Below are 26957 nucleotides of genomic sequence, written 5' to 3'. Positions count from 1 at the left end.
GAATACTCCCGAGCAGCGCTTGTCAGGGGCACGTCACATCTGGACTGCGGACACGCGGCCGTGCCCCCGACTGCGCCTCACGGGTCCGACCACCCCACAGGCGGACCCCCGTTTCCCCTCGGGAGGAATGACAAGTGAGGAACAAGCGCACCACCCCCCTCAGCGCCACAGCGAGACGAAGCCGGATCGTCGCCGTCGCCGCGGGCCTGGTGGCCGTCGCCGCAATCGCCGTCCCCAGTGCCCACGCCAACTCCACCACGACATTCAGCGCCGACCAGCTCTCCGCCGCCAGTGATGCGGTGCTCGGCGCCGACATCGCCGGTACCGCCTGGAACATAGACCCGACGACCAAGACCCTCGTCGTCACCGCCGACAGCACGGTCGCCCAGGCCGAGATCAAGCAGATCAAGAAGTCCGCCGGCGCCAACGCGGGCGCCCTGCGCATCGAGCGCACGTCCGGCACCTTCAGCAAGCTGCTCTCCGGCGGCGACGCCATCTACGCCCCCGGCTGGCGCTGCTCCCTCGGCTTCAACGTCCGCAGCGGCAGCACCTACTACTTCCTGACCGCCGGTCACTGCACCGACGGCAATCCGCCCTGGTACACCAACTCGTCGAACTCGACGTACATCGGCCCGACGGTCGGATCCAGCTTCCCGACCAATGACTACGGCCTGGTGCGGTACGACAACACCTCCGTCGCCCACGCGGGTACCGTCGGCAGCCAGGACATCACCAGCGCGGCCAACGCGACGGTCGGCATGTCCGTCACCCGTCGCGGCTCCACCACCGGCATCCACAGCGGATCCGTCACCGGTCTGAACGCCACGGTCAACTACGGCGGTGGAGACATCGTCTACGGCATGATCAAGACGAATGTCTGTGCGGAGCCCGGCGATTCCGGCGGTCCGCTCTACTCCGGCACCAAGGCGATCGGACTCACCTCGGGCGGCAGCGGCAACTGCAGCTCCGGCGGTACGACGTACTTCCAGCCGGTCACCGAGGCGCTCAGCGCATACGGCGTCAGCGTCTACTGACGCACCGGCGCCCGATCGCACACATGACGGGGCCCTCGCCCGAATTCCGGGCGGGGGCTCCCGCACACCCCGCGGCTTTTGAGAGGATGTGGGGGAGGTCGGTCGCGCAGGAACGACGGGGGCGGATGCTGTGCCTCCCGGAGGGATGTCCTCCGGGAACCCCCCGGAGACACTCCAGGGGGTTCCAGTCCGTGAAACGCATCGGAGTGACCGGCCATCGCAGCATTCCCGAGGAGGCGCATGCCCATGTGCTGGCCGGGATCCGGGCGGCGCTCCGCGGGCTCGACGGCTCCCTGGAAGCCCTCTCCAGCCTGGCGGTGGGGGCGGATCAGCTCTTCGCCGACCTGGCACTCGCCCACGGGGCCGAACTGACCGTCGTCATCCCCAGCGGGGACTACGAGACATCGTTCGCCGCCGGCGCCGAACTGGCCCGCTACCGGAGCCTCAAGGACCGGGCTGCCCGGGAGGTGCTGCTGGACTTCCCGCACTCCACCGACGAGGCGTACTACGCGGCGGGTGCCTATATCGCCGATCACTGCGACCGGCTGCTCGCGGTGTGGGACGGCCGGCCGGCCCGCGGCTTCGGCGGCACGGGCGACATCGTGACGTACGCGCGGGCGCTCGGCCGCCCGGTCACGGTGATCTGGCGCGACGGGGTCGAGCGCGCCTGATCCGGATCCGTACGCGCCGGTCGTATACGACCGAATGTGCAACAGCACTCCGCATACGGATCTATTGGCCGCTCGTCACATCTGGTGCCGGGCGAGCCAGTCGGTGTGCTGCGGGGAGACGACGCGCTCGGTCTCGAACACCGCCCGGGGCCACTGCCGTTCGGTCAGCGTGGTCTCCATCGCGACCTGCATCGACTCCAGATCCTTCTCCACGAGCGAGTGTGCGGAGATCAGCGGATGGTGGCGGCGTATCTCGCTCCACGCCAGGCAGGCCGCCGCAGCCGTGGACAGTATTCCGGTAGTGGCGAAGGACTGGGTGGCGGAGAACGTCCTCAACAGGGCGAGGACCAGGGCGAAGGCGGTCAGTGCGGCGATCGTGGTCGACCAGACCAGGGTGGCGCGCCGGGACACCTCCTGGCGACGGCGGTACCAACTGCGCTGTTCGATCAGTCGATCCCGCACATATGTCTCCTTGCGTACGGTATACGCCCTGTCCCGTAACTCGCGCATGGAATCCGTGATGAGTCCGCCCGAATCCGCCGTCCGGTCGCGCGGGTCGGTCCAGCCGACTTTTCTGAGCTCCTGCAGCCCCTCTTCCAGCCGGTTGGCGAACACCGCTTCCGGGTGCTGGGTGCTGGTGTCGAAAGGTGAGCCGTGCACCGAGTAACGCCAGCACATCGATTTGATGAACTCTGCCGCCGAGCGATTTAGTTGCCAATGCGACTTTGCTTTGCGGCGGGAGGAGAGGTACGTCGTGATCAGGACACCCAGGTAGGCCAACACCCCGACCCCATCGATGAGTTGAAACGTGTCAGCAACCTCCCAGCGCCAGGGAAGCGCTGCCGGTATCGCGCCCACGACCAGTAGGATCAGTTGCCAGCGGGTGGTGTTCACAGCCTCCCGTTGCCGTGCGATCGCGATGGCGTCCGTGTGGTGAAAGAGCGCCGGCAGATCAGCGTTCCGGAAGACCATGCTCTGCAGTGGTCCGGGAATCGCCGTCATGTTCACTCCCGTCTGCGGTTTTGTCTTCACCCATATGGCGGAATGGATGGTTCCGTAGCGTCCTGGGCAGTCCCACGTGACGCTCGCGTTGTAAGAGGATGCCCTCAGTTGCCAACCGAGGTCATGAGAGTAAAGTCGTGCCGCCGGACACTGCAATGGTGCAGCTGGACGGTGCAGTTTCCGTGTCCGGAACAATCCCATCAAGGACGGCCGTGAAGAACTCTGAATCCTCCCGCCCCTTCGCCGATGCGAAGAAGAGCCGTGTGCCGCTCGCCGAGATCGACGCGCGCGGCAAGGAAGCCACTCGGAAGCTCGGACGGGTGCATGCCGCCTCCGCCGGTCGCCCGACCCAGGCAGCTACCTTCAACTCGGCTCTCTAGTCACCCCCTCCGGGCTGGCTAGACTGGTGGAATGACAGGACCCCTGGTCCCTTTCCGCGAAATCGTTCTCAAGGTTCACAGCAGGTGCGATCTTGCCTGTGACCATTGCTATGTCTATGAACATGCAGATCAGAGCTGGCGTACCCGTCCGAAAACTATCTCTGACCAAGTCATTTTCCGGACTGCTCAGCGCCTGGCTGAGCATGCCAAGACACATGCACTGCCCTCCGTGTCAGTGATCCTGCACGGAGGGGAGCCTCTGCTGGCGGGCCCCGCGCGTCTGCGCCGCGCCTGCGAGGAACTCACCTCGGCGCTGAACGGCATCGCAGATCTCGATCTACGGATCCATACCAACGGCCTCCAGCTCAGCCCGCGCTATCTCGACCTCTTCGACGAGTTCGGCGTCAAGGTCGGCATCTCGCTCGACGGCGACCGGGCCGCCAACGACCGGCACCGCCGTTTCGCCGACGGACGCACCAGCCACCCCCTGGTCCTGCGAGCCGTCGAACTTCTCCGCCAGGAGCGCTACCGGCATCTCAACCTCGGCCTGCTGTGCACCGTTGACATCCGGAACGATCCGCACGCGGTGTTCGACGCCCTGGCCGAGCTCGATCCACCGCTCATCGACTTCCTGCTTCCGCACGCCACCTGGGACCAGCCGCCGCCGCGTCCGGACGGGTCGCCCACGGCCTATGCCGACTGGCTCCTCGCGATCTTCGACCGCTGGAGGGAACAGGGCCGGCCGGTGCCGGTGCGGTTCTTCTCCTCGGTCCTGTCCAGCCTGAGCGGCGGACCCAGTCTCACCGAGTCCCTGGGCCTGGCCCCCACCGATCTCGTCGTCGTCGAGACCGACGGGCAACTGGAACAGGTGGACTCGCTCAAGAGCGCCTATGAAGGCGCGGCCTCCACCGGGTTCGACGTCTTCACCCACGCCTTCGACGAGGTCGCGGCGCACCCCGGGGTCCGGGCGCGGCAGCTCGGACTGGCCGGGGTCAGCGAGACCTGTCGCCGTTGCCCCGTCGTACGTTCGTGCGGCGGGGGGCTCTACACACACCGCTACCGCTCGGACAGCGGATTCGACAACCCCTCGGTGTACTGCGCGGATCTCGAAGCGCTGGTGCGCGGCATCGAGGTGCGGACGGCCGCGGAAACCGAGTCGGCCGCGGTCGCGGAGCCGCACGAGCTGATCGCCGCGCACCAGGACCTGACGCGGACTCTGCTCGCCCGGCTCCACGCGGACCTCGACGGCCGGGGCGGAGAGCGCTGGGACGAGGCCTGGGAGCTGGTGCAGGCCTTGGACCGGACGGAAGCGGGCGCCGACGGCCTGGACGGTGTACTGGCCCATCCCTACACCCGCACCTGGCTGCTCGACGCGCTGGACGCCGTGTACGACGACCGGCCGGGTGCCGACCGGCCTGCGACGCTGCGGCTGTCGTCGTCCGTGGCCGCTGCCGCCGTACGCGCCGGACTCGAGCGAGATGTCCCCGTCGCCTACCGGGACGGCAGAATCTTCCTCCCCACCCTCGGAGAGGCACGGATCGGTGGGTCGGGGGAGCACGGCACCGCCCTTGTGCGCGCCACCGACGACGGATTCCTGATTCGGCCGGACGGGCAGGCGGCCGAACGGCGGATCGTGCGGACGTCGACGGAGGACCCCGGCTGGCTTCCGGTGCGCCACGTGGGTGTCGGCGGGGCGCCCGGCTTCGTACTCGACGACCTCGACCCGTACCGGGACTGCTTCGACACGCCCGTCGCTCCGCGGCTCGGGCAGTCCGAGGCCGAGGCGTGGAGCGTGGGACTCGCCGGGGCCTGGGAACGGCTGACGGCGGTCGTGCCGGGGCAGGCGGCCGAAGCGGCGGGCAGCCTGATCGCGCTGACGCCGCTCACCGCCGGACACCCCGCTGTGGGGCGGCACGGCTACGGGGCGTTGGGGATCGGCGTGTACACGGATGCCGAGGAACTGGCGCTCGGCCTGCTCCGCGGATTCCGGCGGGCCAAGCTGAGGGCCCTCGTGGATGTCACGGATCTGTACGCATCGGACGGAGCCTGGGACCATCGGACGCCCTGGCAGGAAAAGTCCGTTCCCTTCTCCCGGCTGCTGTCCATGACCTATGAGCGGGTGGGGCTGGGTCTCTTCGACCCCCGGTTCCTGGACGGGGTGCCGCAGGCACTCGACACGCTCGAAACGGCGGCCGAACTGACCATCGACGGAAAGCAGCTGCTGACCGCAGTCCGGAAAGAGATCAGCGGTACACACGGGACATCCGGGGAGAACAGTTGCAAGACTGCTTTTGATCAAGAACCTGATTGACCGGGCGTGAGGATGGATGACTGAAAAGCAGTGTTGAATGACCGAACGCCATGGGGGTGGAGCAACGTCCGCTCCGGAATGATGAATTCGCTCGCATTCTTCCTACACTCCTCGGATGCGAGTGCTCACACAGGACGGGGGTCGTGTGCACGCATCAACGCAACCGCGAGCGGCGGACCATCGGCCGTACTTCTTCTTGAGCTACGCGCATACACCGGGGTACGGCGGTGGAACGGACCCGGATATGTGGGTCGAGCGGCTGTTTCAGGATCTCTGCGGCCATGTAATGGCCATGACCGACCTCCCGGCGGGTGCCTCCGCCGGGTTCATGGACCGGGAGATACGGTCCGGCGAGGGGTGGTCGGAACGGCTCGGAAGCGTGCTGGCCACCTGCCGGGTGTTCGTTCCGCTCTTCTCGCCGCGCTACTTCGCCAGCGAGATGTGCGGAAAGGAGTGGCACGCTTTCGAACAGCGCGCCATCGCCCACCGGGCCCGCAGCAATCAGCCCGCCGAAGCGATCGTACCCGCGCTCTGGGTGCCGGTTCCACCGAACCAGCTGCCCGGGCCGGCGGAGCGACTGCAGTTCAATCACCGTGATTTCGGGGACCGTTACGTCAGTGACGGGCTCTACGGGCTGATCAAACTCAGACTCTTCGCCCAGGAGTACGAACGGGCCGTCTACGAACTCGCCAAACGCATCGTCAGCGTCGCGGCCAGCGCCCGGATCGAAGTGGGCCGCCCCGTCGACTACCGGCTGGCCCCCAGCGCCTTCGGCTCGCAGAGCAGCGGTGCCGGTGCGCCTCGCCCGATGAAGGTGACCATCGCGGCTCCCACCCGGCACGACCTGCCCGAGGGACGCAACGCCGACTACTACGGCGACAACCCGCACGACTGGAACCCCTACCACCCGGCCTCCGCACGGCCGCTGGCCTATGTCGCCGAGGACCTGGTGCGCTCCCTCAACTACCAGGCCACCGTCACCTCCTTCGACGAGGAGTCCGGCCACGCGGAGAGCAAGGGGCCACCGAACAGACCGGAAATCCTGGTCGTCGACCGCTGGGCGCTGATGGACGAGGACCGACGCCGCAGACTCGCGGCCTTCGACGCCGAGAACCGCCCGTGGGTGACCATGGTCGTGCCCTGGAACCGCGAGGACCCCCAGAGCAGAGCCGCCGAGGCGGAGCTGACGGAGAAGCTCGAACAGACCATGCCGTCCAAGATTCGCCAGGGGCGTGCGTATTGCCGCGCCGCGGCAAGGGGAGTGCCCAGCATGGATGCCTTCGGACAGGTGCTGCCCCAGGTGGTGGAGGCGGCGGCCCAGCAGTATCTGCGCCACGCGGTGGTCTATCCGCCGGCGACCGGCGGCGGTCACACTGAACGAACACGACTGATGGGGCCCATGGGCAACACACAGTTCATACCGGACATGCACGACCCTGCGACGGATGCGGAGGACGTATGACGGCCGGGCGTGACGGACGCATCGTCACTTTCTACTCGTACAAAGGCGGTACCGGGCGCACGATGGCCCTGGCCAACACCGCCTGGATCCTGGCTGCCAACGGCAAACGGGTACTGGCCGTCGACTGGGACCTGGAGGCGCCCGGACTCCACCGGTTCTTCCATCCCTTTCTCGACCCGTCGACACTCGGCGCCACCACCGGCGTCATCGACCTGATCACCGAGTACGCCTGGGCCGCCACCAGCCCGGTCCAGCGTGCCGACGACTGGCACCGCGACTACGCCCGCATCCAGCCGCACGCCGTCTCCCTCGCCCCGGAGGCGCTCGGCTGGGAGTTCCCGCAGGGGGGCACCCTCGACTTCGTTTCCGCCGGGCGCCAGAACCGCGAATACTCGGCGACCGTCTCCACCTTCGACTGGGACAACTTCTACGACCGGCTCGGCGGCGGGCACTTCTTCGACGCCCTGCGCGACGACATGAAGGCCAACTACGACTACGTCCTCATCGACAGCCGGACCGGTCTCAGCGACATCGCCGACATCTGCACCGTCCACCTTCCGGACCTGCTCGTCGACTGCTTCACCCTCAGCGACCAGTCCATCGACGGCGCGGCATCCGTCGCCCGGCAGATCTCCGAGCGCTACACCGGCCGCCCCATCTCGATCTTCCCCGTCCCGATGCGCATCGACGAGGGCGAGAAGGAGAAGGCCGACGCGGGCCGCGCGCTGGCCCGGCTGAAGTTCGACCGGCTGCCCCGGGACCTGTCCAGTGACGAACTCACCGCCTACTGGGGAGCGGTGGAGATTCCGTACCGCCCCTACTACGCGTACGAGGAGACGCTGGCCACCTTCGGCGACGAGGCAGGTCTGACCAACTCGCTGCTCTCCGCCTTCGAGCGGCTCACCGCCGTCATCACCGACCGGCAGATCACCTCGATGCCCCCCGTGGGGGAAGAGGTACGGCTCCGCATCCGCGACGCCTTCACCCGGCGCAGGCCCGCACTGCCCGCCGACCTCTTCCTCAACTATGTGGCGGAGAACCGGATGTGGGCCGACTGGATCGAGTCGGTCCTCACCCGGGCCGGATTCCGCGTCGTCCCGCGCGATGTCTCCGCCGAGCCCGGCGAGGCCGACCCGGCGCAACTCGCGGCCGAGACCGCCACCCGTACCGTCGTCCTGCTCTCCAGCGCCTATCTCAAGTCCCAGCGGGCCGTCAGCCTGTGGGAAAGGGCGGTCGCCGAGGACCCGGGCGGCGGCAGGCGTCAGCTGCTCCCTCTCAGGGTCGGGGACGTACGCCTCTCCGCGGCCTACATCGACCGCAACCCCGTCGACCTCTTCCGGCTCGACGAGGTGCACGCCACCGCGGCGCTGATGCGTGCCCTGGACCGCCCGGTGCAGCTCGTCGACGGGGTCGCGCCCGGGCCCCGCTTCCCCGGCACCGTGCCGAAGATCTGGAACGCACCACCCCGCAACCCCGGCTTCACCGGGCGCTCCCTGGTCCTGGAACGGATGCGCGACCAGCTCGGCGGCGGCATGGCCGTCGTGCTTCCCCAGCCGCAGACCCTGTACGGGCTCGGTGGCGTCGGCAAGACCCAGGTCGCTCTCGAGTATGTGCACCGCTTCATGGCCGACTACGACCTGGTGTGGTGGATATCGTCCGAGCAGACCGACGACGTGGTGGCCGGCCTCGCCGAACTCGGCGTCCGGCTCGGCGCCCAGGGCGGCGACGACATGGCCGCGGCCTCCCAGGAGGCCGTCGACCTGCTGCGTCGCGGAGTTCCGACGGACCGCTGGCTGCTGGTCTTCGACAATGCCGACGACCCCGAACGGCTCCGGCGCTACTTCCCTCAGGGCGGCTCCGGTCACATCCTGGTCACCTCCAGGAACCAGACCTGGTCCCAGCACGGCGACGCGCTGCCTGTCGACGTCTTCCTGCGGGAGGAGTCCATCGAGCACCTCCAGCGCCGCGCCCCGGGGCTGAGCGTCGAGGACGCCGCGCAGGTGGCCACCGCTGTCGGTGACCTGCCGCTCGCAGTGGAACAGGCGGCGGCCTGGATCGCGGAGACCGCCACGCCCATCGACGCCTATCTGGAACAGCTCGCCCAGCAGGCCCCTCAGGTCCTGGCCCTCAACCAGCCCGCGGGCTACCCGGAACCCGTCGCCGCCACCTGGAACATCTCCATCCAGCGCCTCAAGGAGCGCTCGCCCGCCGCGGTGCGGCTGCTGCAGCTCTGCGCCTTCTTCGCTCCCGAGCCGATCAACGCCAACCTCCTGTACAGCAAGGAGATGATCGAGGCGCTGAAGCCGTACGACGCGTCGCTCCAGGAGAAGCTGGTGCTCGGGCGGGTCATCCGGGAGATCGGCCGGTTCGCCCTCGCCAAGGTCGACCAGGTTTCCAACTCCATCCAGGTGCACCGCCTCGTTCAGGCCGTCATCCGGGCGCAGCTCAGCGAGGAGGAGCAGCGTGACGCCCGGCATGTCGTCCACCGCATTCTGGCGGGTGCCCGGCCCGATGACGACGAGCCGATCGACAACCCGTTGACCTGGCCGCGGTTCGCGACCATATGGCCGCACCTCGGCCCGTCCGATGCGCGCAACTGCAGGGAACCCGAGACCCGCAGGCTCCTGATCGACCGGGTGCGCTACCTGTGGAAGCGCGGTGACTTCAGGACGGCCGGCACCCTTGGTGCCGAACTGCGCGAGGCATGGGAGGAGATGCTCGGCGAGCGGGATCTCCAGTACCTCTACCTCTGCTTCCACCTCTCCAACATCTATCGTGCGCGCGGACGTTATGTGGAGGCGAAGGAACTCGACGAGATCACCCTCGCCCGGCAGCGGGAGGTACTGGGTTCGGAGCACCCGCACACGTACATGACCACCAGTAGCCTCGCGACGGACCTTGGCACCCTCGGCGAGTACGACCGGGCGATCGAGCTGGCGACCGAAGCCCACGAGGGGTTCAGCCAGATCTTCCACGACTCACACCCCAGGACGCTGGCGGCGGCCAACAACCTGGCTCTGAATCTGCGCCTCGTCGGACAGTACGCCAGGGCCAGGGAGATCGATCAGGACGTCTACGACCGGCGCACCGAGGTGCTCGGCGCGAACCATCCGTACAGCCTGTCCTCCGCCATGAGCCTGGCCCGCGATCTGCGGGACGTGGGACGGTACGAGGACTCCGTCGGTCTGCTCAGCCGCACCTACGACAGCTACAAGACACACCTCGGGCGAACCTTCCCCGGCACGCTGAGTGCGGCGAAGAGCCTCGCGGTCTCGCTGCGCAGGGCGGGCCGGCTGGAGGATGCCCGCAGACTGACGGTGGCCACCCGCGCCAGGTACCGGGCCAAGTACACCTCGGCCAACCCCGAATCGCTGGCCTGTGATCTCAACATGGCGGCCGACCTGTTCGCGGCCGGCGAGGCGGTCGAGGCCAGGGACACCGCACAGGAAGTCGTCGACCAGTACATGAAGGTCCCGGGGGAGAAACACCCGTACACCCTGGCCGCCCAGAACAACCTCGGTGTCTATGTCTCGGGGGCCGGTGCGGCGGAGGAGGCGGAGAAACTGCTGAAACGGGTGGTCGCCTTGATGCGCGAGGTGTTCGGACGCGAGCATCCGCACACCCTGTTCTGCGTCATGAACCTGGCCAACGCAACCGCGGACCTCGGCGACCTCGACATCGTGCTGTCGACGGAGCGGCACGTGTCCGCGCAGCTTCGGGAGGCCCTCGGGGCGCACCATCCGGAGACCTTGGCCATGACGTCGAACATGGCTGTCACGCTCGATGCGATGGGGCGCAAGGACGAGGCGTTGCAGGTGCGGGCGGAAGTGGTCGAAGAGCTGACCCGACAGCTCGGCGATGAGCATCCGCTGACCCGGATCGCCAGGGAGGACAGCCGGTTCCAGCGCGAACTGGAACCGATCACGATCTGAGCCAGGCGGGGCCCGCCGATGGCGGGCCCCGCCTGGCTCAGCCCTTCGAGGGGGCGGCGGTGGCGTGCTCCTCCAACAGCCAGTTGAGGATGCCAGGGAGCACGGACAGCGCATCGAAGTGCGCCGCCGTCGGCTCCAGCACCGCGGTGGCGCCCGGGATCTGCCCGGCCAGCCAGCGGGAGTGTCCGACCGGTGAGAAGACGTCCTTCTCGCCGTGCCACAGCATCACGGGGCCGGTGATGTCCGCCGGGTCGAAACCCCATGGGGTGCAGAACGCGATCGCGTCGTCGATCCATCCGTACGCCGAAGTGCGCAGCCCCTCACTGTAGTTGCGCAGCAGCATGGTACGGATTCCGGCGTCGTTGACGACGACCCGGTCTGAGTCGGTCAGCTCCCGGCGGAGATCGTCGAGGAGCTTGACCGGATCCTGTCTGATCACTGCCGACCGGGAGATGAAGGACTCCGCGAGACCGTCCGGGTCGGCCGCCGCCGTGGAGTACGCCAGCACGTTGGAGGCGGCCATCCCGTCGAACCAGTCCAGTCCGTCCGCGCCCCAGGGGGCGAGCGTGACCAGAGCGGCGGTACGGGTGACCCGGTCCGGCATCAGTGCGGCGCAGGCCAGGGCATGCGGGGCGCCGCCGGAACGGCCCACCACGGCGAACCGTTCCAGCCCGAGCGAGTCCGCGATGGCCCGCACATCCTCCACGACGTCCGCCACGCAGCGGCCCGCCAGCCGGTCGGAGCCGCCGTAGCCCGGCCGGTCATAGGTGATGAGCTGTGTCTTGCGCTGGTACAGCACCATGCCGCGCGGCGCCGGACCGAGCCGGCTGCCGGGCATTCCGTGGAGCAGGAAGACCGGTCTCCCCTGCGGGTCGCCCAGACGCTCCACCATCAGATGCCGCCCGTCCCTTGCGCGCACCCGATTGCGCACTCCGCGCCTCCTCCACTCCGTGCGGGCACGAAGTGCCCGACTTTTCCACCAATTCGATGATGGCCCATCAAAGTCCTTGAAAGGAATGGCAATTGAGGTAAATCAACAGCGAATACCGGACAGGTCCAGCCCTCACCCATTGTCGACCGGCCGGTCGCACGGTGTGTTCGCAGACGGACCCGATGTGGTGCGGCTCCAGGTAGGTGAACGGGGTGGGGTGGAACGGTGCGATCGTGTGTGCGTCCTGAAGTCGACCTTGTGTTCTATCTGGCCGGTGCGGTGAAGTCGGAGGCGTCCGGCGGCCACTCTGTCCTCAATCGCCGGACGGGCTTGGTCTTTGGCCCGTCCGACGATTGAGGTGCGTCCTGGGCTGCGGTGTCCTCGATCGCCGGTCGGACTTGAGTGTGCCGGGCGGGCTTGGTACGTCGGCCCGTCCGGGCGGGTCCGTCAGTTGTGCGCCCGTGCCGGCGCAGACGACCCGCCGCGGGCAGTTGCGAGACCGCCGGCAGCGAGCCGGTCGCCCACATCGGCCACCAGCCCCTTGCCGAGGCCCTCCGCCTTGGTCAGCAGCGCCTCGAAGGCGGTGAGACGGCGGAAGGTCTCGGCATACGTGGCCTGTTCCTCGACGGGGAGCTGGAGCACCTGGAGTCGTCTGATGTCGACACGGGACGAACTGGACGCGTGGGTACCCGCCTGGCGTCCGTTGGCCGGTGCGCGCAGGCAGCCGGCGAGGAAGTGGGCATCCAGCTTCTCCGGGGTGACGCGCAGGGCGTACAGCTGGGGCCCCAGCGCGACCGGCGGTCCTTGATGCACCCACGCCCTGAACGCGCGAACGACCCCCGCAACCACCACGTCGCCCTCCTCGGCCACGGTCTGGGCGGCGCCCGGATCCAGCATCCCACTGGGGGTGCCGTCCATCAGCAGGTCGGCAACGGTGAGCAGCGGAACACCCGCTCCTTGCGGCGGCGCCGTGCTGTCCGAAGGCTGCTGCCCCGAGAGCAAGGTGAGCGCGCCTGCTTTGACGAGATCCCCCACGGTGGCAGTTGTCCGCGGCTCCGCTGCGGAGAGGCCGATCTGCGACAGGTATTTCGTCAGATCGCCGAGCTCGCTCAGAGAGCCGGCCAGCGCGTCCCACGAAGCAGCGAGTTCGACCCCGGACGGTTCGCTGCCGGATGCCGTGTAACGGCCCGGGGTGACGTCCACCTCGTCGTCCAGCAGGTCCAGCAGGGACACCCGTACGGCACCTTCGGGCAGTTCGCCTCCGGGCTTGTCGAGTTCCGAGACGGCGGAACGGACGAACCCGGTCAGTGCATCCCAGTCGGGCCCCTGCTCGCGTGTACCCGGCTTCCCCAGCCGTGTCGCGTCGACCAGGAGGGCATCCTGAGCGCTTGGGCCGGCTTGGGGGCCCTCCGGTGCTGCGCGGAGTACCCACAGCTGAAGCGAGACACTGTGTGGCTGCGCGCATCCTGGCGGCAGTGCCACGACCGCCCTCAACAGTCCGGTACGCAGCAGTGACCCACGGATACGGCGACCCGCCTTGCGGGATGCGACGGCCGGAGGCAGGACGACGACTGCGGTCCCGCCGGGCCTGAGGTGTGTCAGCAGGTGTTGTACCCAGGCCAGCTCCGGCTCGGTGCGCGGCGGCAGGCCGTGTGTCCAGCGTTGGTCGGTGGCCAGTTCCTCGTAGCCCCAGTCACGTTCGTTGAACGGCGGGTTGCACAGTGCGATATCCGCCCGCAGGCCGGCGAACGGATCGTCGCGCAGTGCGTCGACGGTCGCGATCTCCGTGCGGACGTCCCGGCCCTCGGTCACGAAGTCGAGGCGCGCGGACGCGAGGGCAGCCAGAGCCGGATCCCGCTCGCACGCCAGCAACGTCAGACCCGGACCGTCGTACTCCTGAGCGGCAGCTGCTGCCAGATGCCCCGTACCGCATGCCGGATCGAAGACCGTGAGCCCTCCTTCACCTTCGCCGAGCCGGCTGTCGAGCGCGATCCGGGCCATCAGCGTGGCCAGTTGCGTAGGTGTGGTGCTGAGCTGCCGTACGTGTGTGTCCAGCCACCGTTGCAGCAAGAACTCGAACGTCTGGCGTGGCCCTTCGCCGCGCCCCAGACGCGCAGCTTCGCCGACCAGGTCCTTTGCTTCGGTGGAGAGTCCCGGTGCCGCGGAGCGGGCCCGGGGGGAGCGCATCCGGCGGGCTGCCTCGGCGATGGCGAGCCCCGACTCGTCCCTGCTGCCGAGCGCCTCGAACCGCGGCCACAGGAACTCGCGGGCGCCGGCGTCCGTCAGCTTCCCGTTGCCGCGCAGCCACTGCTCGACCTCGGAGAGTGAGAACTGCGGGCTGACGTCCGTGCCGCCGATGCGTGAGGGGAACGAGTCGTGGCGGCGGCGCCAGTTGCTCACCGCCGCGCGTCCCACCCCGGCGATCCGGGCGATCTCGGCCAGGCTGACCGGTACAGCGTTGGTTGTACTCATCGAGGGTCTCCGGGGTCCTTGGCGGGCTAGGCGGGTCGGCATCCCAGCGGCGGCCGCAGTACTGGCAGGCTACTACGCATATTGACTTTGTTCACAGGCTCGGCTTGTGGTGTCACTGTGCAAATCATGTGGAGGGTGGGAGATGTGCAGACGTTCGCACCGGGAATGGTGCTGGGCGACCGTCGTCAAGATCCTCGACTTCGGCCTGGTCAAGTCCCTCGCGGACGTGGACCCGCGCCTGACCATGACCGGGGAGGGCATCGGCAACAAACTGCCGAGGGCGCCCTGTTCTGAACCGTCAGCATGACAACGGGCTCGCCCGCATCACTTCAAGTGACGTGGGCGAGCCCGTTGTTCCGTTCAGAAGCCCGGCTCGGCACTACCCGGCTGTGAGCGACAAGAAGGCCGCCCACTCGCCCCGGCTGACTCGCAGGACCGGTCCGCCACCCGCCACCTTCGAGTCCCTTACGTACATGGCGTCGTGACCGGCAGCCACCTCCACGCAGTCGCCGCCGTCCGATCCGCTGTAGCTGCTCTTGAACCAGCGCAGCTCGTCCGCGTTCTCGGTTACCTGCTCCACGCTCATGTCTCTCCCGCCATCCGTTCGATGAGCCGCGCAGACTCCTCGACGTTCAGGGCCTGCGATCGCAGCTTGCCATATCGCATTCCAAAGGCGCTGACGTCAGCAGGATCATGAACAACGCACCCGACGCCTTGCGATTCGAAGTACCCGAGGTGCCGTAGTTCCTTCGACTCAACGACCACGAACGGCCCGTTCTTCCCCGGATGAAACCCGCGCCCGGCGGGCATGACCTGAACCGCGACGTTCCGCAACGCGTTCACCTCCAAGAGGCGTTGCCGCTGCCCACGCATCACCTCCGCATCGCCCACCGGATCGCGAAGCGCCTCCTCGCTCACGATGAACGACAGCTCCGCAAGCGGGTTCCGCGTCAGCAACTTCTGCCGTGCCAGCCGTGCCTCCGTGTGCTGGTCGACGATCTCATCGCTCAGCGGCGGACAGTGCCCCGCGAACACCGCCCGCGCGTACCCCTCCGTCTGCAACAGCCCCGGCACCAGCAGCGGATCGTACGAGAACCGGCTCACCACCTCCGCTTCGATGAGCGCGAAGCTGCGGAAGAACTGAGGCAGCTTCGCCCGGTCCACCTCGTCCTGGAGCACCTCCAGCACCCCGCCCGCAGCCAGCACCCGGTCAGCCGCCACGGTGAACGCCTCTTTTGCCGGCCGTCGCCCCTGCTCCACCGAGGCAACCTGCTCCAGCGAGTAGCCGATGGCGTCCCCGAGTGCCTGCTGGTTCATCTCGGCCCGCTTACGCAGATGCTGGAGGAGCCTGCCGTACGCCACCCACACCCCCGGCAGGTCGTTCTCCTCTTTCGCCTTCACCTTTGTTGCGCGGCCGTTCCGCGTATCCCGCACTGCCCTCACGCCCTTCCGGTCACCGCACTGCGACTGGGCAAGGTTCAACAGGAAGGGACATTCCCGGGACACGGCCCCGACCCGTACAGCACCCGTACAAGCCCCGTACAACCAAGGGGAGCGACGCACCCCACCCTCGTACGACCGTCCCCGCGTACGGCCATCACGCCTGGTCAGTGCCGTTCACGCGCACCCAGGATGGCGGCGTGAAGCAACAAGCAATCACCCCCGAATCGCATCCACCCGCAACCGAGTTCAGCCTGCGGCTCAGCAGCACCCGACGCGGGGCGCGACTCGCACGCACCCTCGCAGTCCAGCAGCTCACGGAGTGGTGCGGCCTCCCGCACGACTCAGACCCCGCACGGACCGTCGCCCTCGTCACGGCCGAGCTGGCATCCAACGCGATCACCCACGGCCACCTCCCCGGCCGCGACTTCCGGCTGACGCTCCGCCTCCTGCCCCATGCCCTGCATATCGAGGTAACGGACACCCGACCCGACCGACTTCTGCCGAGCCCGCCCCCCACCCCCACCGATGCCACTTCTGGCCGCGGCCTACTGCTCATTGACGCCTACGCGAACCGCTGGGGCTGCACAGTCCGCGACGCCTATACCAAGACGGTCTGGGCGGAGGTGACGCTCTTGGAGACGGCGCCGGCCCCATAGGAAAGCGGCCCGGATCAGGAGGCCTTCGACTCCAGGTGGTAGGTCGTGTCGACCCAGAAACCGTTCGTGGCCCTGGCCTTGATCTCCAGTACGTACTGACCGGGAGTCAGTGACGCGATGCCGCCCCAGATGCCCCATGCGTAGCGCTGGGTCAGCCCCGTCCTGAACGGCGCGGAGAACTCCTGCAGCGGCAACGGAATGCCGTTGAGCGATGCCGTGGCCTCCGCCACCGTCATGGACTGTGGGACCCTCGAGTACGACCTGGTGTGCTGCATATTGAGCACCGGGAAGAAGATCGGCCGGTCCGAGGGGATCGGACAGCGTCGCTCCACGCGGCCGCCGTAGGTGCCGGACATCTTCGCCGAGAAGCAGCCCCCGTCTCACCGAGGCCCACCGGTGTCCTGCCCGAACCGGTGGGCCCAACCCGCAACACCGGCTGGAAGCGGTGGACAGGCAGGTCCTGCGCGACGTGTCCTTTCGCGACCTTCTCAAGACTGCCGCTCTCGCTGTTCCTCCGACCGAGGAAGACCCGCTGGAGATCTGGCGCCGTGGAACAGGAACTGCGCGCCCACGCTGTCTACGCGAACCCGCCGGGGGTCATGCCACCGGCGAGAGCCGAACGGTCGGCTGTGCCCATGGCTGAAACCAGGCGGGTGGGTTGTGAACTGTGTCAGCCGGCCCAGACCTCGGCTTCGTCGGCCGGGACGGTGGTGGCGAGCTTCAGCTCCTTGCGGGCGGCGACCGTCTTGCCCGGGTCGATACCGGCGAAGGCCCGGTCGTAGGCGAGGTAGAAGGCGTCCGTGTCACCGGCCGAGGCGGCCTTTTCCCACGCACCGGCGGTCTCCTCCAACCGTGCACGGAGCTTGGCGGTCTCCGGCTGCTGAATGCTCTTCAGGGCCGTGAGGTGGGTGCCGAGCGCGGCGGTAACGGCTTTGGCCTGCTTTTTGTAGCCGACGAGGTCGTCCTCGACATGCTCTGCTTCGGGCTGGTTCGTCCACAGGGCCTCGTAGACGGCGTTCGAACCCTTCAGGTACGCGAGCTGGTCGGCGTTCAGGGGCTTGCTCTTCAGCGAACCGGAGAACGTGCCTTCTTCCTTGGTGTATGTGCAGCTCACGGCCCGATCGCCCGTCGCCCAGCTCTCCTTGGTGGGGGAGTAGTAGTAGACGTCGACGCCCTTGGGCAGGGCCCAGGCGTCGGGGGTGAACTTCTGCGCCTCGGCCGGGCATCGCTCGTCGGCGATCTGCGCTGTTTTGTCCTCGCCGGGGTACGCCGACTGCCCGTCGATCTTGAAGTCACCGACGACCTGGCCCTTGTGCGGTTCCTTGCACGGCACGACCTCGACGCTGAACTCCTCGCTCTTGGGCGCCTCGTTGTTCGGGTTGTAGCAGTCACCGGTCGCGAGCGAGAAGACCGATCGCTGGCGAACCACTTTCTTGGCGCCGGTCTTTGCGCTGTCGAGGGCTTCGGAGCATCCCACCGCTCCGACCGAGATCAGGGCTACGACAGCGGATATACCGCGCAGGGAACGGGACGTGACACCGAGAGACATGACGTAGGAATCCTCAAACGGAAGGGTTGTGAACAAGTGTGCGCATCGTATGGCATGTCAGTGACAGTGCTGTGCGCAGGCACTTTGGTGCACCGGCGGTCGTGGTGCAGGCGATATCCGGACGAGTTGTCGTCCGGCGCTCAAGGGTGGCCGAGAAGTGTCGGACGAGCTTGTGAACTCAGTCAATGACTGACATGCTTGCGTTGGTGACAGCTTCAGAAGGGTGCCGTGTTCGCGGCTGTCGCCGCGCAAAGGGCCGGCCCGCGCGTGACCTGATCCGCGTTCAACGGGGGGCGGGAGTCCGGCTCGGGGCAAGGCTCCGACTCACCGTGAAGAAACGGATCCTGATGGCCATTCAGCGCGGCGCTGACGTATACCCGGTGCGGCGTTTCGCCGGACGGCGCCAGGGAGGGACAGCAGATGAACACCATCGCTCGTAACCAGGTCATTGCAGAGGAGCAGAAGGCCGTCGACCGGGCGTACGACTGCTATACCGCGCGCCTCGCCGAGATGACCGGGACGTCGGCCGCCCAGGCCGCGGCCAGCGGCAAGGACGGTATCGCCAACCGGCTCGACGTCGTGAAGAAGGCCGAGGCTTACGGGGGGCTGGGCGAGGAGTCCCTGGTGATCGCCCGTGTCGACGCGCCGGAAGACCCGGGCGAGGAGCCCCGCCCCTGGTACGTAGGCCGCCGCGCCGTATCCGATGTCCGGACCCGCGACACCGTCGTCGTGCTGTGGACCAGCCCGCTGGCCACGAAGTGGTTCGAGGCGCAGCCGCACACGCCGGGCGACGTCGTCCTGCGGCGGCAACTACGCTGCGCGCAGCAGGTCGTCGAAGACTACTTCGACGACATCGCCTCGGCGACTCCCGTACCTGTCGCCCCTGTGCTGGAAGCCGTCCCGGAACCGCGGCCCGCCGGGGACGACGCGATCACGGCGGAGCCCGCCACCGCCGACGAGGCCGGGGCGGAAGCACCGCCCCGAGCCGCGAAGCAGCCGGAAGCCGGCGAGCGCGGAAAACGTACGTCGGCCCGCACGCCCGCCGATGTCGCCCGGTTGCAGCGCCGCAAGCCCCTCCAGCCGGACGACTTCCTGCTCCGGGAGCTCCAGCGCTCGCGCAGCGGCCGCATGCGGGACATCGTCGAGACCATCCGCCGTGACCAGATGGACCTGGTCACGGGTTCCCCGTCCGACATCCTCGTCGTGCAGGGAGGTCCGGGCACGGGTAAGTCCGCCGTCGGTCTGCACCGCGTGACCTGGCTCGTCAACAACAACCACTTCAAGGCCCAGGACATCCTCGTCATCGGCCCGCACCAGCGGTTCCTCGACTACGTAGGCCAGGTCCTGCCCACGCTCGGCACCCGCGACGTCAACGCCGTCCAGCTCTCCCGCCTGTGGGACGGCGAGATCCTCGGCACCGACACTCCGCGGGCACGGCTGGTGAAGTCCGACGAGCGCATGGCGGCCGTCCTGCGGCGCCGCGTCGAGCACGAGTGCCGCCCCGAGGCCCTCGACAGTCAGCTCGCCCCGCCCTCCTTCGAGGGCGACGAACCCGCGTTCGCCGTCACCGCCGGCAGCACGACCCTGCGCGTTCCGCGCTCGGATATCCGCGCCCTCTTCGACGAGGCCCGTGACGGCGACGGCTCCTACCGCGAGCGCCGCGACCGCTTCCGCAGCCTGCTTGTCGACCGGCTCCTTCGGGAACTCACCGCCCTCGCCCCGCGTCGCGGTGCGGACGGCACGATCCGCCGCAGCCTGGAACGCAACCGCCGGGTGGAGCGCCTCCTCGAACGTGTCTGGCCCTCGCCCGGCGCCAGGGAAGCCCTGCGCAGCCTCTACGACTCGCCGGACCTCCTGCGCGCCTGCGCCGACGGCATCCTCGACGAGGAGGAGCAGGCCGCTCTGCACCGCCCGCGCACCGACAAGGCCGAGGACGACCCCTGGACCCTGGACGACCGCGTCTGCCTGGAAGAACTCCGGTACCTCGTCACGGGCGAGACGACGCGGCGCTACGGTCACATCGTCGTCGACGAGGCCCAGGACCTCACCCCCATGCAGGCCCGCGCTCTGCGCCGTCGCGTCGCGAGGGGCGGCTCGATGACCGTCCTCGGCGACCTTGCTCAGGCCACCGGCCCTTATCCGTACGCCGGGTGGGACCGCCTGGGCGCACTCCTGTCCGACCATGGCGACTGGCGCGTGGAAGAGCTGACCACCAGCTACCGCGTGCCCGCCGAGATCATGGAGTTCGTCGCCCCCCTGGCCCGTACGGTCGCACCCTCGCTGCCCTATCCGCGGGCCGTGCGCGAGGCAGGTGCCGACGCCGTACGGACGATCGCGACCGAGCCGTGGAAGCTGCTCGGCGACACCGTCGACCAGGCCGTCCGCCTCGTCGGCAGCAGCGACGGGCGCACGCTGCGTTCCGTGGCTGTCATCGTCCCCGACGACTCCGGCTGGCTCGACGAGATCGGCCGCCACCTGGACGCGGCCCACGGCATGACGGAAGAGGGGCGCCGGGCCGTGACCGTCCTGGCCGCCGCCCAGGCCAAGGGCATGGAGTACGACCACGTCCTGGTCGTCGAGCCCGCCACCATCGCCGACCGCGGCCTGTCCGGCCTGCGCCAGCTCTACATCGCGCTGACCCGCAGCACCCAGAGCCTGACGGTTCTGCACACCGCCCCGCTCCCGGAGGCCCTGACGGACACGGCCGACAGCCCGGGGCAGTCGCTCCCCGGCATCGGCACGGACACCGGTTCCGAACCGGAGGCGGCGGGAGACATCCCGGAGATCGGCACCGACATCCGGGTCCGGGTGATCGGCCACACCACCGGCGGCAACTACAAGGTCGAGGCCGTCTCGCCCACCACCCACCGTCCGCTGCTCATGGCCGTGCGCCACGGCTCCACGCCCCCGTCCCGAGGGGTGGAACTGGACGCCTGGGTGCTGCGCCACGCGTCCAGCGTCAGCTTCGTCACGGTCGACGAACGCGGCCGCCGGCCCATCTCGCCCACCATGGCCCCGCGGTACGCGGAAGCGCTCGGCGTCGTCGAGGAGCTGGCAGGCGGGAACGTCCCGGACGACTTCCGAGCCCGGCTCTCGGAGCTCAAGGGCATGGCCAACCGCTGCCTGCGCCTGGACCAGCACGACTGGCTGGATGTCTGGCGCGTACTCGGATCCCCGGACAGGACCCGGCTGAACCTGCTACGGGACCTGGCGGCCAACGCCAACCGGGCGACGGCCTCCGGGACGCCGGACCTGGACCGGTTCCGTGCCGAGCTGGAGCTCAGTGGCTGGGCCGAGGACCTGGCCGAAGCACGGCGGACCATCGAGCGGCGCATCGGTGCCGCGGCCGACCCGGGGACGAAGGGCACGCCAGGCCATCCCGTTTCCGCGCCGCGGTCAGCGCCATTCGAGCCGGCCGCGACCCCCGAGCCGTCCGATCCGACCGAGACCCCCGCGTCGTCCGAGACCCCCGCGTCGTCCGAGCCGAAGGAAATCGACCCCATGACCGCCACCGCAGTCGCCTCCGCCCCATCGGAACAGGCAACTCCGAGCACCGGACTTCGCCACATCCTGGAGGCCTCGGCCGCAGCCGACCGCACCTGCAAGACCCATGAGGCGGTGCGCTTCGAACTGATGGCGGCTCTCCTGCGAGCCGACCGGCAGCCGAAGTCCGACTCCGCGGTCGCCGACGTCGAGTGCGTGACCGAGGACGGTCACCTGCTGTACGAAGTGCTCGGTGCCGGTCTCGCCACGTACGCCGACCTCCGCGCGGGAGCGGTCCGCCTCATCGAGATCAACCACACGCTGCCCAAGCCTGCCGACCGCCTCTGCCTCGTTCTGGCCGGGCCCCCGGCCGAGGACTGGTCAGCGGCCACTGTCCACGAAGTCTTCGGCATCCAGGTCCTGTGGCGCACCCGGCAGGGCTGGGAAGGCGAGGGCGTCGAAATCGCCCTGGCCGAAGGGGTGCCGGCCCGGACGGAGAAATTGGCCGGGGAGTGAGGCCGCGGGGCGTGTTCTCGGCGCGGGCGACCCGTTGCCCGCAGACGGGCGGCGCGGCTGCCGGAACACGCCTCAGGTGGGTGCTGAGTTGCCGGGGACCGTCTCCGTGCGCGTCGCCTCCGCATCGTCCTGCCTGCGGCGCAGGGCGAGCAGCAGGGTGAGCGCCGTGCCGACGACCGCCCACGCGGACAGCACCAGCAGCGGTCCGGTCACCGCGTTGCCCTTGAAGTACGCGATCGAGCGCGCCACCCAGGTCCCCGCACCCGGTGGCAGCGCGGGGCCGATCGCCCGCCAGAAGTCCGGCAGCATCGGCAGCGGGAAGGCGCCGCCCGCGCTCGGGTTGCCCGCGATCACGATGATCAGGACGGCCAGGCCGATGCCGACGATGCCGACGATGCCGGTGAGCGCCTGCAGGGCGAGTGTGATCATGCCGACCGCGAAGACGACCAGGGCGCCGAGCCCGGACAGGGCCCATATGCTTCCGGGCAGGGCACCGAGGATCGGTCCGATGATGATCGCGCCGCCGATACCGCCCGCGATCGAGTACAGCGCCATGGCGCCGGTCCGGATCAGTGCCCGTTCGAGGTTGGCCGGCCGGGAGCCCGCGCTGATCGCGAGGATCGAGGCACAGAGATAGCCGCCGACGCACCAGCCGACGACCAGATAGAAGGACGAGAGCCCGTCGAAGTCCTGGTCGGAAGCCGGTGCCACGTCGATGGACCTGACCGTGCGCTGCCGGGTCAGACCGACCTTCTCCATGATCGCGGTCAGTGAGCTTGCCAGCGCCGCTCCGCCGCCGGAGGCGACCAGGACGGTATCGGTCGGGCCGGCCGGGTTGACGATCAGTGCCCCGTCGATGGCGCGGTTCAGGATCTGCTCGCGGGCCGTGGCCGCGTCGCTGATCGCGCGCGGGGCCAGCGGGCCGCCAGGGAGGTTCTTCAGCTCGGTGACGAGTTGCGCGGACATTTGCTGGGGTGCGACCACCCCGAAGGGGACGTCCGTCGGCTTCGGGGCGTGCAGTGCCCCGATGTAGGACGCGATGAACAGCAGCTGCAGCGCGAGCACACCGATGACGAGCAGTGCGGCCCGTGGAGCGACGGCCTTCTTCACCTCGTCGGCGAAAGTCATGCCCCCCATGGTCCGGGGTGCCCCCTGTCTGCGCAGGTGGGGCTGGGCCGAACGGCTGCCCGGCTCGCCCGCCGGATGACCCGTGCCGGCGGAGTCGTGGTGAGCCGCTGTGTGGAATGCCACGGAATAGGCCATGCGTTCGAATCACGTCATCGTCCGAGGTGGATGGGGGTTAGAGTAATCGAACGAGTGTACGATGGATGTATTGGGCAAAGGGTTCAAATGGGGTGAAGTGATGGAGGTGCGGCATGGCGGGTTACGCCCATCTGCATGTCGCGTCCGGATACTCCGCCCGCTACGGTGCCGCCCACCCCGAACACCTCGTCCGGCGAGCGGCTGAGCGCGGCACGACGGCGCTCGCGCTCACCGACCGGGACACGGTCACCGGTGCCGTACGGTTCGCGAAGGCCTGCGCCGGAGCCGGGATCCGGCCGATCTTCGGCATCGATCTGGCCGTGGAGGCCATCGCACCCCCTCCTCCGGTGCAGCGCCGCCGCACCCCGGCGCGCGGTGGTGCCCACGTCGTCGAGCCGCTCCTGCGAGTCGTGCTGCTCGCGCGGAACCGGACGGGATGGGCACGGCTGTGCCGCATCACGTCGGCCGCGCACGCGGGCACGGCAGGCGGCGCGGCCCCGGTGGTGGTGCCGTGGGAGGCGCTGCGCGAGTACGGCGGTCCCGGTCTGATCGTGCTGCTCGGACCGCTCTCGGAGCCGGTACGGGCACTGACAGCAGGCCGGGAGGACGTCGCGGTGAAGCTGCTGGCGCCGTGGCGGGAGATCTTCGGCAGCGGTGTACGGCTGGAGGCTGTCCTGCACAGGCGGTCCGGTACGGGCCCGGGATCGCTGCGGCTGGCCGCCCGCACCCTGGCGCTGGGGGACCGTACCGACACCACCGTCGTGCTCTCCAACGCCGTCCGCTATGCCGACCCGGAGCAGCACCGGCTCGCCGACGTCCTTGATGCCGCGCGACTGCTGCGCCCCATCGACCGGCGCCGCCTGGACAGCGGGCAGCGCTGGCTCAAGGACGAAGGAGCGATGGCGCGCATCGCGCAGTCGATCGCCGAGTGTGCCGGAGCGGACGTCCGGCGGGCAGACCGTTTGCTGGCGGACACCGCCGTCACGGCAGCCGAGTGCTCCGTCGATCCCAGGGCGGACCTGGGGCTGGGCACACCGCACTTCCCGGAACCGGCAGTGCTCGGAGTCGAGCCGGGAACGGGCGGCGCGGCACAGTTTCTGCGTCGCCAGTGCGAGGCCGGCATGGTCCGGCGCGGCCTGGACCGTGACCGGGCGGCGCTCGACCGGCTGGACGAAGAGCTCGGCGTGATCTCCGAGCTGAACTACGACTCGTACTTCCTCGCCGTCGGCCAGGTCGTGGCCGACATCCGGGAGCTGGGCATCCGGGTCGCGGCCCGCGGCTCGGGCGCGGGTTCGATGGTCTGCCACGCGCTGGGCATCGCCACGGCCAACCCGCTCGATCACCGCCTGCTGTTCGAACGCTTCCTGAGCGTGCGACGGGCATCGCTGCCCGACATCGACATCGACGTGGAGTCCGCCAGAAGGCTGGAATGCTACGACGCGATCTTCGCCCGGTTCGGCACCGAGCGGGTGGCGGTCACCGCGATGCCCGAGACCTACCGGGCCCGCCGGGCGCTGAGGGACACCGGCCTCGCGCTGGGGATCGCACCGGCGGACGTCGACCGGATCGCCAAGAGCTTCCCGCACCTGCGGGCGTCGGACATCACCGGCGCACTCGCCGAACTGCCCGAACTGCGTCAACTGGCGGCCGAAGCGAAGCGGTACGGGCCGTTGTGGGAGCTCGCCGAGGGCCTCGACTCCCTGGTTCACGGCATGGCCATGCACCCCTGCGGAGTGATCATCAGCGACGCGACGCTCCTGGACCGGCTGCCCGTGCAGCCCACCCCCCAGGGCGACTACCCGATGGCGATGGCGGCCAAGGAGGAGATCGAGGCGCTGGGCAACATCAAACTGGACGTTCTGGGAGTCCGGATGCAGTCCGCGATGGCTCACGCCGTTGTCGAGATCGAACGGACGACCGGCAACCGTATTGACCTGGACGACCCCAAGCAGGTGCCGCTCGACGACGTCTTCGCGTTCAAACTCATTCAGGAGAGCCAGACCATAGGGCTGTTCCAGCTCGAATCGCCCGGCCAGCAGGATCTTCTCTCGCGCCTGCAGCCCCGTGACCCGCAGGACGTCATCGCCGACATCAGTCTCTTCCGCCCCGGACCGGTTGCCGGGGGGATGCCCGAGCGGTACATCGCCGCACGTCATGGCGGTACACCGGCCTACGCCCACCCGGACCTCGAACCCGTGCTCGCCGACACCTACGGCGTGACCATCTGGCACGAGCAGATCATTGAGACGCTGTCGGTGCTGACCGGCTGCGATCGCGCTCTGGCCGAGGTCGCCCGGCGGGCTCTCGGTGACAAGGGGCGACTGCCCGGAATCAAGGACTGGTTCCACCGCCGGGCGGCCGCCCGCGGTTACAGCCCTGCGGTCCGGGACCAGGTGTGGAAGACCGTCGAGGCCTTCGGTGCCTACGGCTTCTGCCGGGCGCACGCGGTCGCCTTCGCCGTACCGGCTCTGCAGAGCGCCTGGCTCAAGGCGCACTACCCGGCTTTCCTGCTGGCCGGCCTCCTCGAACACGACCCCGGTATGTGGCCCAAGCGCGTCATCGTCGCCGACGCCCGCCGACGCGGCGTCCCGGTCCTGCCCGTCGACGTCAACCACTCCAGGACGAAGCACACCGTGGAGCGGGCCGACGGGGGACAGTGGGGCGTGCGGCTCGCGCTGTCCGCGGTGCGCGGTATCAGCGAGGAGGAATGCGCGCGGATCGAGGAGGCCCAGCCGTACGGATCGCTGTCGGACTTCTGGCAACGGGCCCGGCCCAGCCGACCGGTCGCCGAACGCCTCGCGGAGATCGGCGCTCTGAACTCCCCGCACGACGGGCGCCTCACGCGGCGGGATCTGCTGCTGCAGATCGTCGAACTCCACCGGCAGTCCCGCGCCCGGTCCGCGAGCAAGGGCCAGTTGCCCATCGACGTGGAGGCGGTCGGCGGAGCGGAGCCGAGTGGTCTGCCGGAGATGACCGGACGCGAAGCCCTCAGCGCGGAGCTGAACACGCTCGGCATCGACGTCTCCAGGCATCTGATGGAGCACCATCACCGGCTGCTGCGGGAGATCGGTGCCACCGACGCGGCGCATCTGGCCGGAGCCCGTCCAGGCGGGCAGGTTCTCGTCGCCGGGGTACGGGCCTCGACGCAGACCCCGCCGATCGTTCACCGCACCAAGTCAAGCCCGTACGGAGAGGCGACCGCGCGGGAGCCGCAGCGGATCATTTTCGTCACCCTCGACGACTCAACCGGCCTGGTAGACCTGGCTTTCTTCAGCGACAGTCAGGCCGACTGCGCTCACACGATCTTTCACAGCTGGCTGCTGCTGGTCCGCGGGAAAGTCCAACGCCGTGGGCCGCGTTCGCTCAGTGTTGTCGGCTCTGCCGCGTGGGATCTGATGGAACTGGCGGAGTTGCGCCGGTCCGGAGGCCTCGACGCTGTGGCGGACCGATTGGCAGAGCGCCAGGAGCGCCCTGCCCCTGAGACGAGAAGGCATGGCCGAACGATTCAAGTTGCCAACGGCGTCGAAATGGATCCATGGGCGGATCTCAGGCCCGCCGGCGGTGACTCCATGGGGGGCGGAAAGTTCTGGCTCTCCAGTCCTGGAAGCGCAGGGTGAGCGAGATGGCTGTTATCTATACCCGGGCGCCAGGACCGCCTCGGGAAACATGGGAGACACTTCTTCAGGTCCTGGGCGACATCACCCCGGTCGTCGAGGTCGTTCCCCCCAACGCCGCATTGGCGGATGTGAGTGGGAGCGGAGTAATCGTCAATACCTGTGGATCGAAGGTGGCATGGCAGGCGTCCGGTCCGCAGGGGAAATCGAGGTGCGTGCGGCCTCCGGCGCTGTCAAG

The 26957-nt window shown here is 68.9% G+C and carries 18 protein-coding genes; 10 read left to right on the top strand and 8 right to left on the bottom strand.

The annotated features are described in order from the left end of the window. Window positions 1–134: 134 nt before the first annotated feature. Together ACGFSA_RS23625 and ACGFSA_RS23620 are read left to right on the top strand one after the other, a co-directional pair. The gene (locus ACGFSA_RS23625) at window positions 135–1034 is read left to right on the top strand and encodes a S1 family peptidase (RefSeq protein ID WP_393307253.1); all 900 of its coding nucleotides are present in this window, start codon (window positions 135–137) and stop codon (window positions 1032–1034) included. A 191-nt stretch (window positions 1035–1225) separates the two neighbouring features. Further along, window positions 1226–1705 (top strand): hypothetical protein, encoded by a 480-nt coding sequence (locus ACGFSA_RS23620; protein WP_393307251.1) that lies wholly within the window; start codon window positions 1226–1228, stop codon window positions 1703–1705. A 75-nt stretch (window positions 1706–1780) separates the two neighbouring features. On the opposite strand, the gene ACGFSA_RS23615 is transcribed toward ACGFSA_RS23620, so the two are convergent. Next, window positions 1781–2707: a DUF4231 domain-containing protein gene (locus ACGFSA_RS23615; RefSeq protein ID WP_393307249.1), complete on the bottom strand. Its 927-nt coding sequence runs from the start codon at window positions 2705–2707 to the stop codon at window positions 1781–1783. A gap of 212 nt (window positions 2708–2919) precedes the next feature. Between ACGFSA_RS23615 and fxsA the strand changes: the two genes are divergently transcribed. The 4 genes from fxsA (at window position 2920) to fxsT (ending at window position 10792) form a co-directional block, all read left to right on the top strand. Beyond that, on the top strand, window positions 2920–3087 hold the full coding sequence (gene fxsA / locus ACGFSA_RS23610) for an FxSxx-COOH cyclophane-containing RiPP peptide (protein WP_393307247.1): 168 nt from the start codon (window positions 2920–2922) through the stop codon (window positions 3085–3087). Window positions 3088–3118: 31 nt separating this feature from the next. Further along, on the top strand, window positions 3119–5398 hold the full coding sequence (gene fxsBH, locus ACGFSA_RS23605; RefSeq protein ID WP_393307245.1) for a radical SAM/SPASM protein FxsBH, inactivated beta-hydroxylase extension form: 2280 nt from the start codon (window positions 3119–3121) through the stop codon (window positions 5396–5398). 115 nt (window positions 5399–5513) lie between these two features. Beyond that, entirely contained in the window at window positions 5514–6860 is a 1347-nt protein-coding gene (gene fsxC, locus ACGFSA_RS23600) for an FxsC protein (RefSeq protein ID WP_393307243.1), read from the top strand. Further along, window positions 6857–10792, top strand: coding sequence for an FxSxx-COOH system tetratricopeptide repeat protein (fxsT, locus tag ACGFSA_RS23595; RefSeq protein ID WP_393307241.1), 3936 nt, complete (start codon window positions 6857–6859; stop codon window positions 10790–10792). Before fsxC ends, fxsT begins: the two co-directional genes overlap by 4 nt. Before the next feature lie 37 nt (window positions 10793–10829). Here the strand turns inward: fxsT and ACGFSA_RS23590 are convergent, their stop codons facing one another. Next, window positions 10830–11723 carry an alpha/beta fold hydrolase gene (locus ACGFSA_RS23590; protein ID WP_393307239.1) on the bottom strand — a complete coding sequence of 298 codons (894 nt, stop codon included), beginning with the start codon at window positions 11721–11723 and terminating at the stop codon, window positions 10830–10832. Between the two features lie 447 nt (window positions 11724–12170). Beyond that, window positions 12171–14195: an N-6 DNA methylase gene (locus tag ACGFSA_RS23585; protein WP_393307237.1), complete on the bottom strand. Its 2025-nt coding sequence runs from the start codon at window positions 14193–14195 to the stop codon at window positions 12171–12173. 142 nt (window positions 14196–14337) lie between these two features. On the opposite strand from ACGFSA_RS23585, the gene ACGFSA_RS23580 reads away from it, so the two are divergent. Next, window positions 14338–14502, top strand: a complete 165-nt coding sequence (locus ACGFSA_RS23580; protein ID WP_393307235.1) for a hypothetical protein — start codon at window positions 14338–14340, stop codon at window positions 14500–14502. Between the two features lie 72 nt (window positions 14503–14574). Here the strand turns inward: ACGFSA_RS23580 and ACGFSA_RS23575 are convergent, their stop codons facing one another. Together ACGFSA_RS23575 and ACGFSA_RS23570 are read right to left on the bottom strand one after the other, a co-directional pair. Further along, window positions 14575–14781, bottom strand: a complete 207-nt coding sequence (locus ACGFSA_RS23575; RefSeq protein WP_393307232.1) for a DUF397 domain-containing protein — start codon at window positions 14779–14781, stop codon at window positions 14575–14577. After that, complete coding sequence (locus tag ACGFSA_RS23570) at window positions 14778–15596, bottom strand: helix-turn-helix domain-containing protein (RefSeq protein WP_393307336.1); 819 nt, start codon at window positions 15594–15596, stop codon at window positions 14778–14780. The genes ACGFSA_RS23575 and ACGFSA_RS23570 overlap by 4 nt, the downstream gene beginning before the upstream one ends. Before the next feature lie 239 nt (window positions 15597–15835). Between ACGFSA_RS23570 and ACGFSA_RS23565 the strand changes: the two genes are divergently transcribed. Next, complete coding sequence (locus tag ACGFSA_RS23565) at window positions 15836–16294, top strand: ATP-binding protein (protein ID WP_393307230.1); 459 nt, start codon at window positions 15836–15838, stop codon at window positions 16292–16294. A 14-nt stretch (window positions 16295–16308) separates the two neighbouring features. Here ACGFSA_RS23565 and ACGFSA_RS23560 read toward each other — a convergent pair whose 3' ends face one another. After that, a complete protein-coding gene (locus ACGFSA_RS23560) occupies window positions 16309–16650 on the bottom strand; it encodes a hypothetical protein (RefSeq protein WP_393307228.1) in 342 nt (113 codons plus the stop codon). Window positions 16651–16964: 314 nt separating this feature from the next. Then, entirely contained in the window at window positions 16965–17843 is an 879-nt protein-coding gene (locus tag ACGFSA_RS23555) for a septum formation family protein (RefSeq protein WP_393307226.1), read from the bottom strand. A gap of 420 nt (window positions 17844–18263) precedes the next feature. Here ACGFSA_RS23555 and ACGFSA_RS23550 point away from each other — a divergent pair, with 420 nt between their 5' ends. Further along, a complete protein-coding gene (locus tag ACGFSA_RS23550; protein WP_393307224.1) occupies window positions 18264–21842 on the top strand; it encodes an AAA family ATPase in 3579 nt (1192 codons plus the stop codon). A 72-nt stretch (window positions 21843–21914) separates the two neighbouring features. On the opposite strand, the gene ACGFSA_RS23545 is transcribed toward ACGFSA_RS23550, so the two are convergent. Further along, a complete protein-coding gene (locus ACGFSA_RS23545; protein WP_393307222.1) occupies window positions 21915–22970 on the bottom strand; it encodes a DUF3533 domain-containing protein in 1056 nt (351 codons plus the stop codon). Window positions 22971–23218: 248 nt separating this feature from the next. Between ACGFSA_RS23545 and ACGFSA_RS23540 the strand changes: the two genes are divergently transcribed. Next, complete coding sequence (locus ACGFSA_RS23540; protein WP_393307220.1) at window positions 23219–26722, top strand: DNA polymerase III subunit alpha; 3504 nt, start codon at window positions 23219–23221, stop codon at window positions 26720–26722. Window positions 26723–26957: the final 235 nt, after the last annotated feature.

This window comes from Streptomyces sp. NPDC048496 (genome assembly GCF_043200055.1).
Lineage (GTDB): Bacteria > Actinomycetota > Actinomycetes > Streptomycetales > Streptomycetaceae > Streptomyces.
The sequence above is the reverse complement of the archived record's forward strand: the minus strand, read 5'-3'. Positions and strand labels throughout refer to the sequence as shown.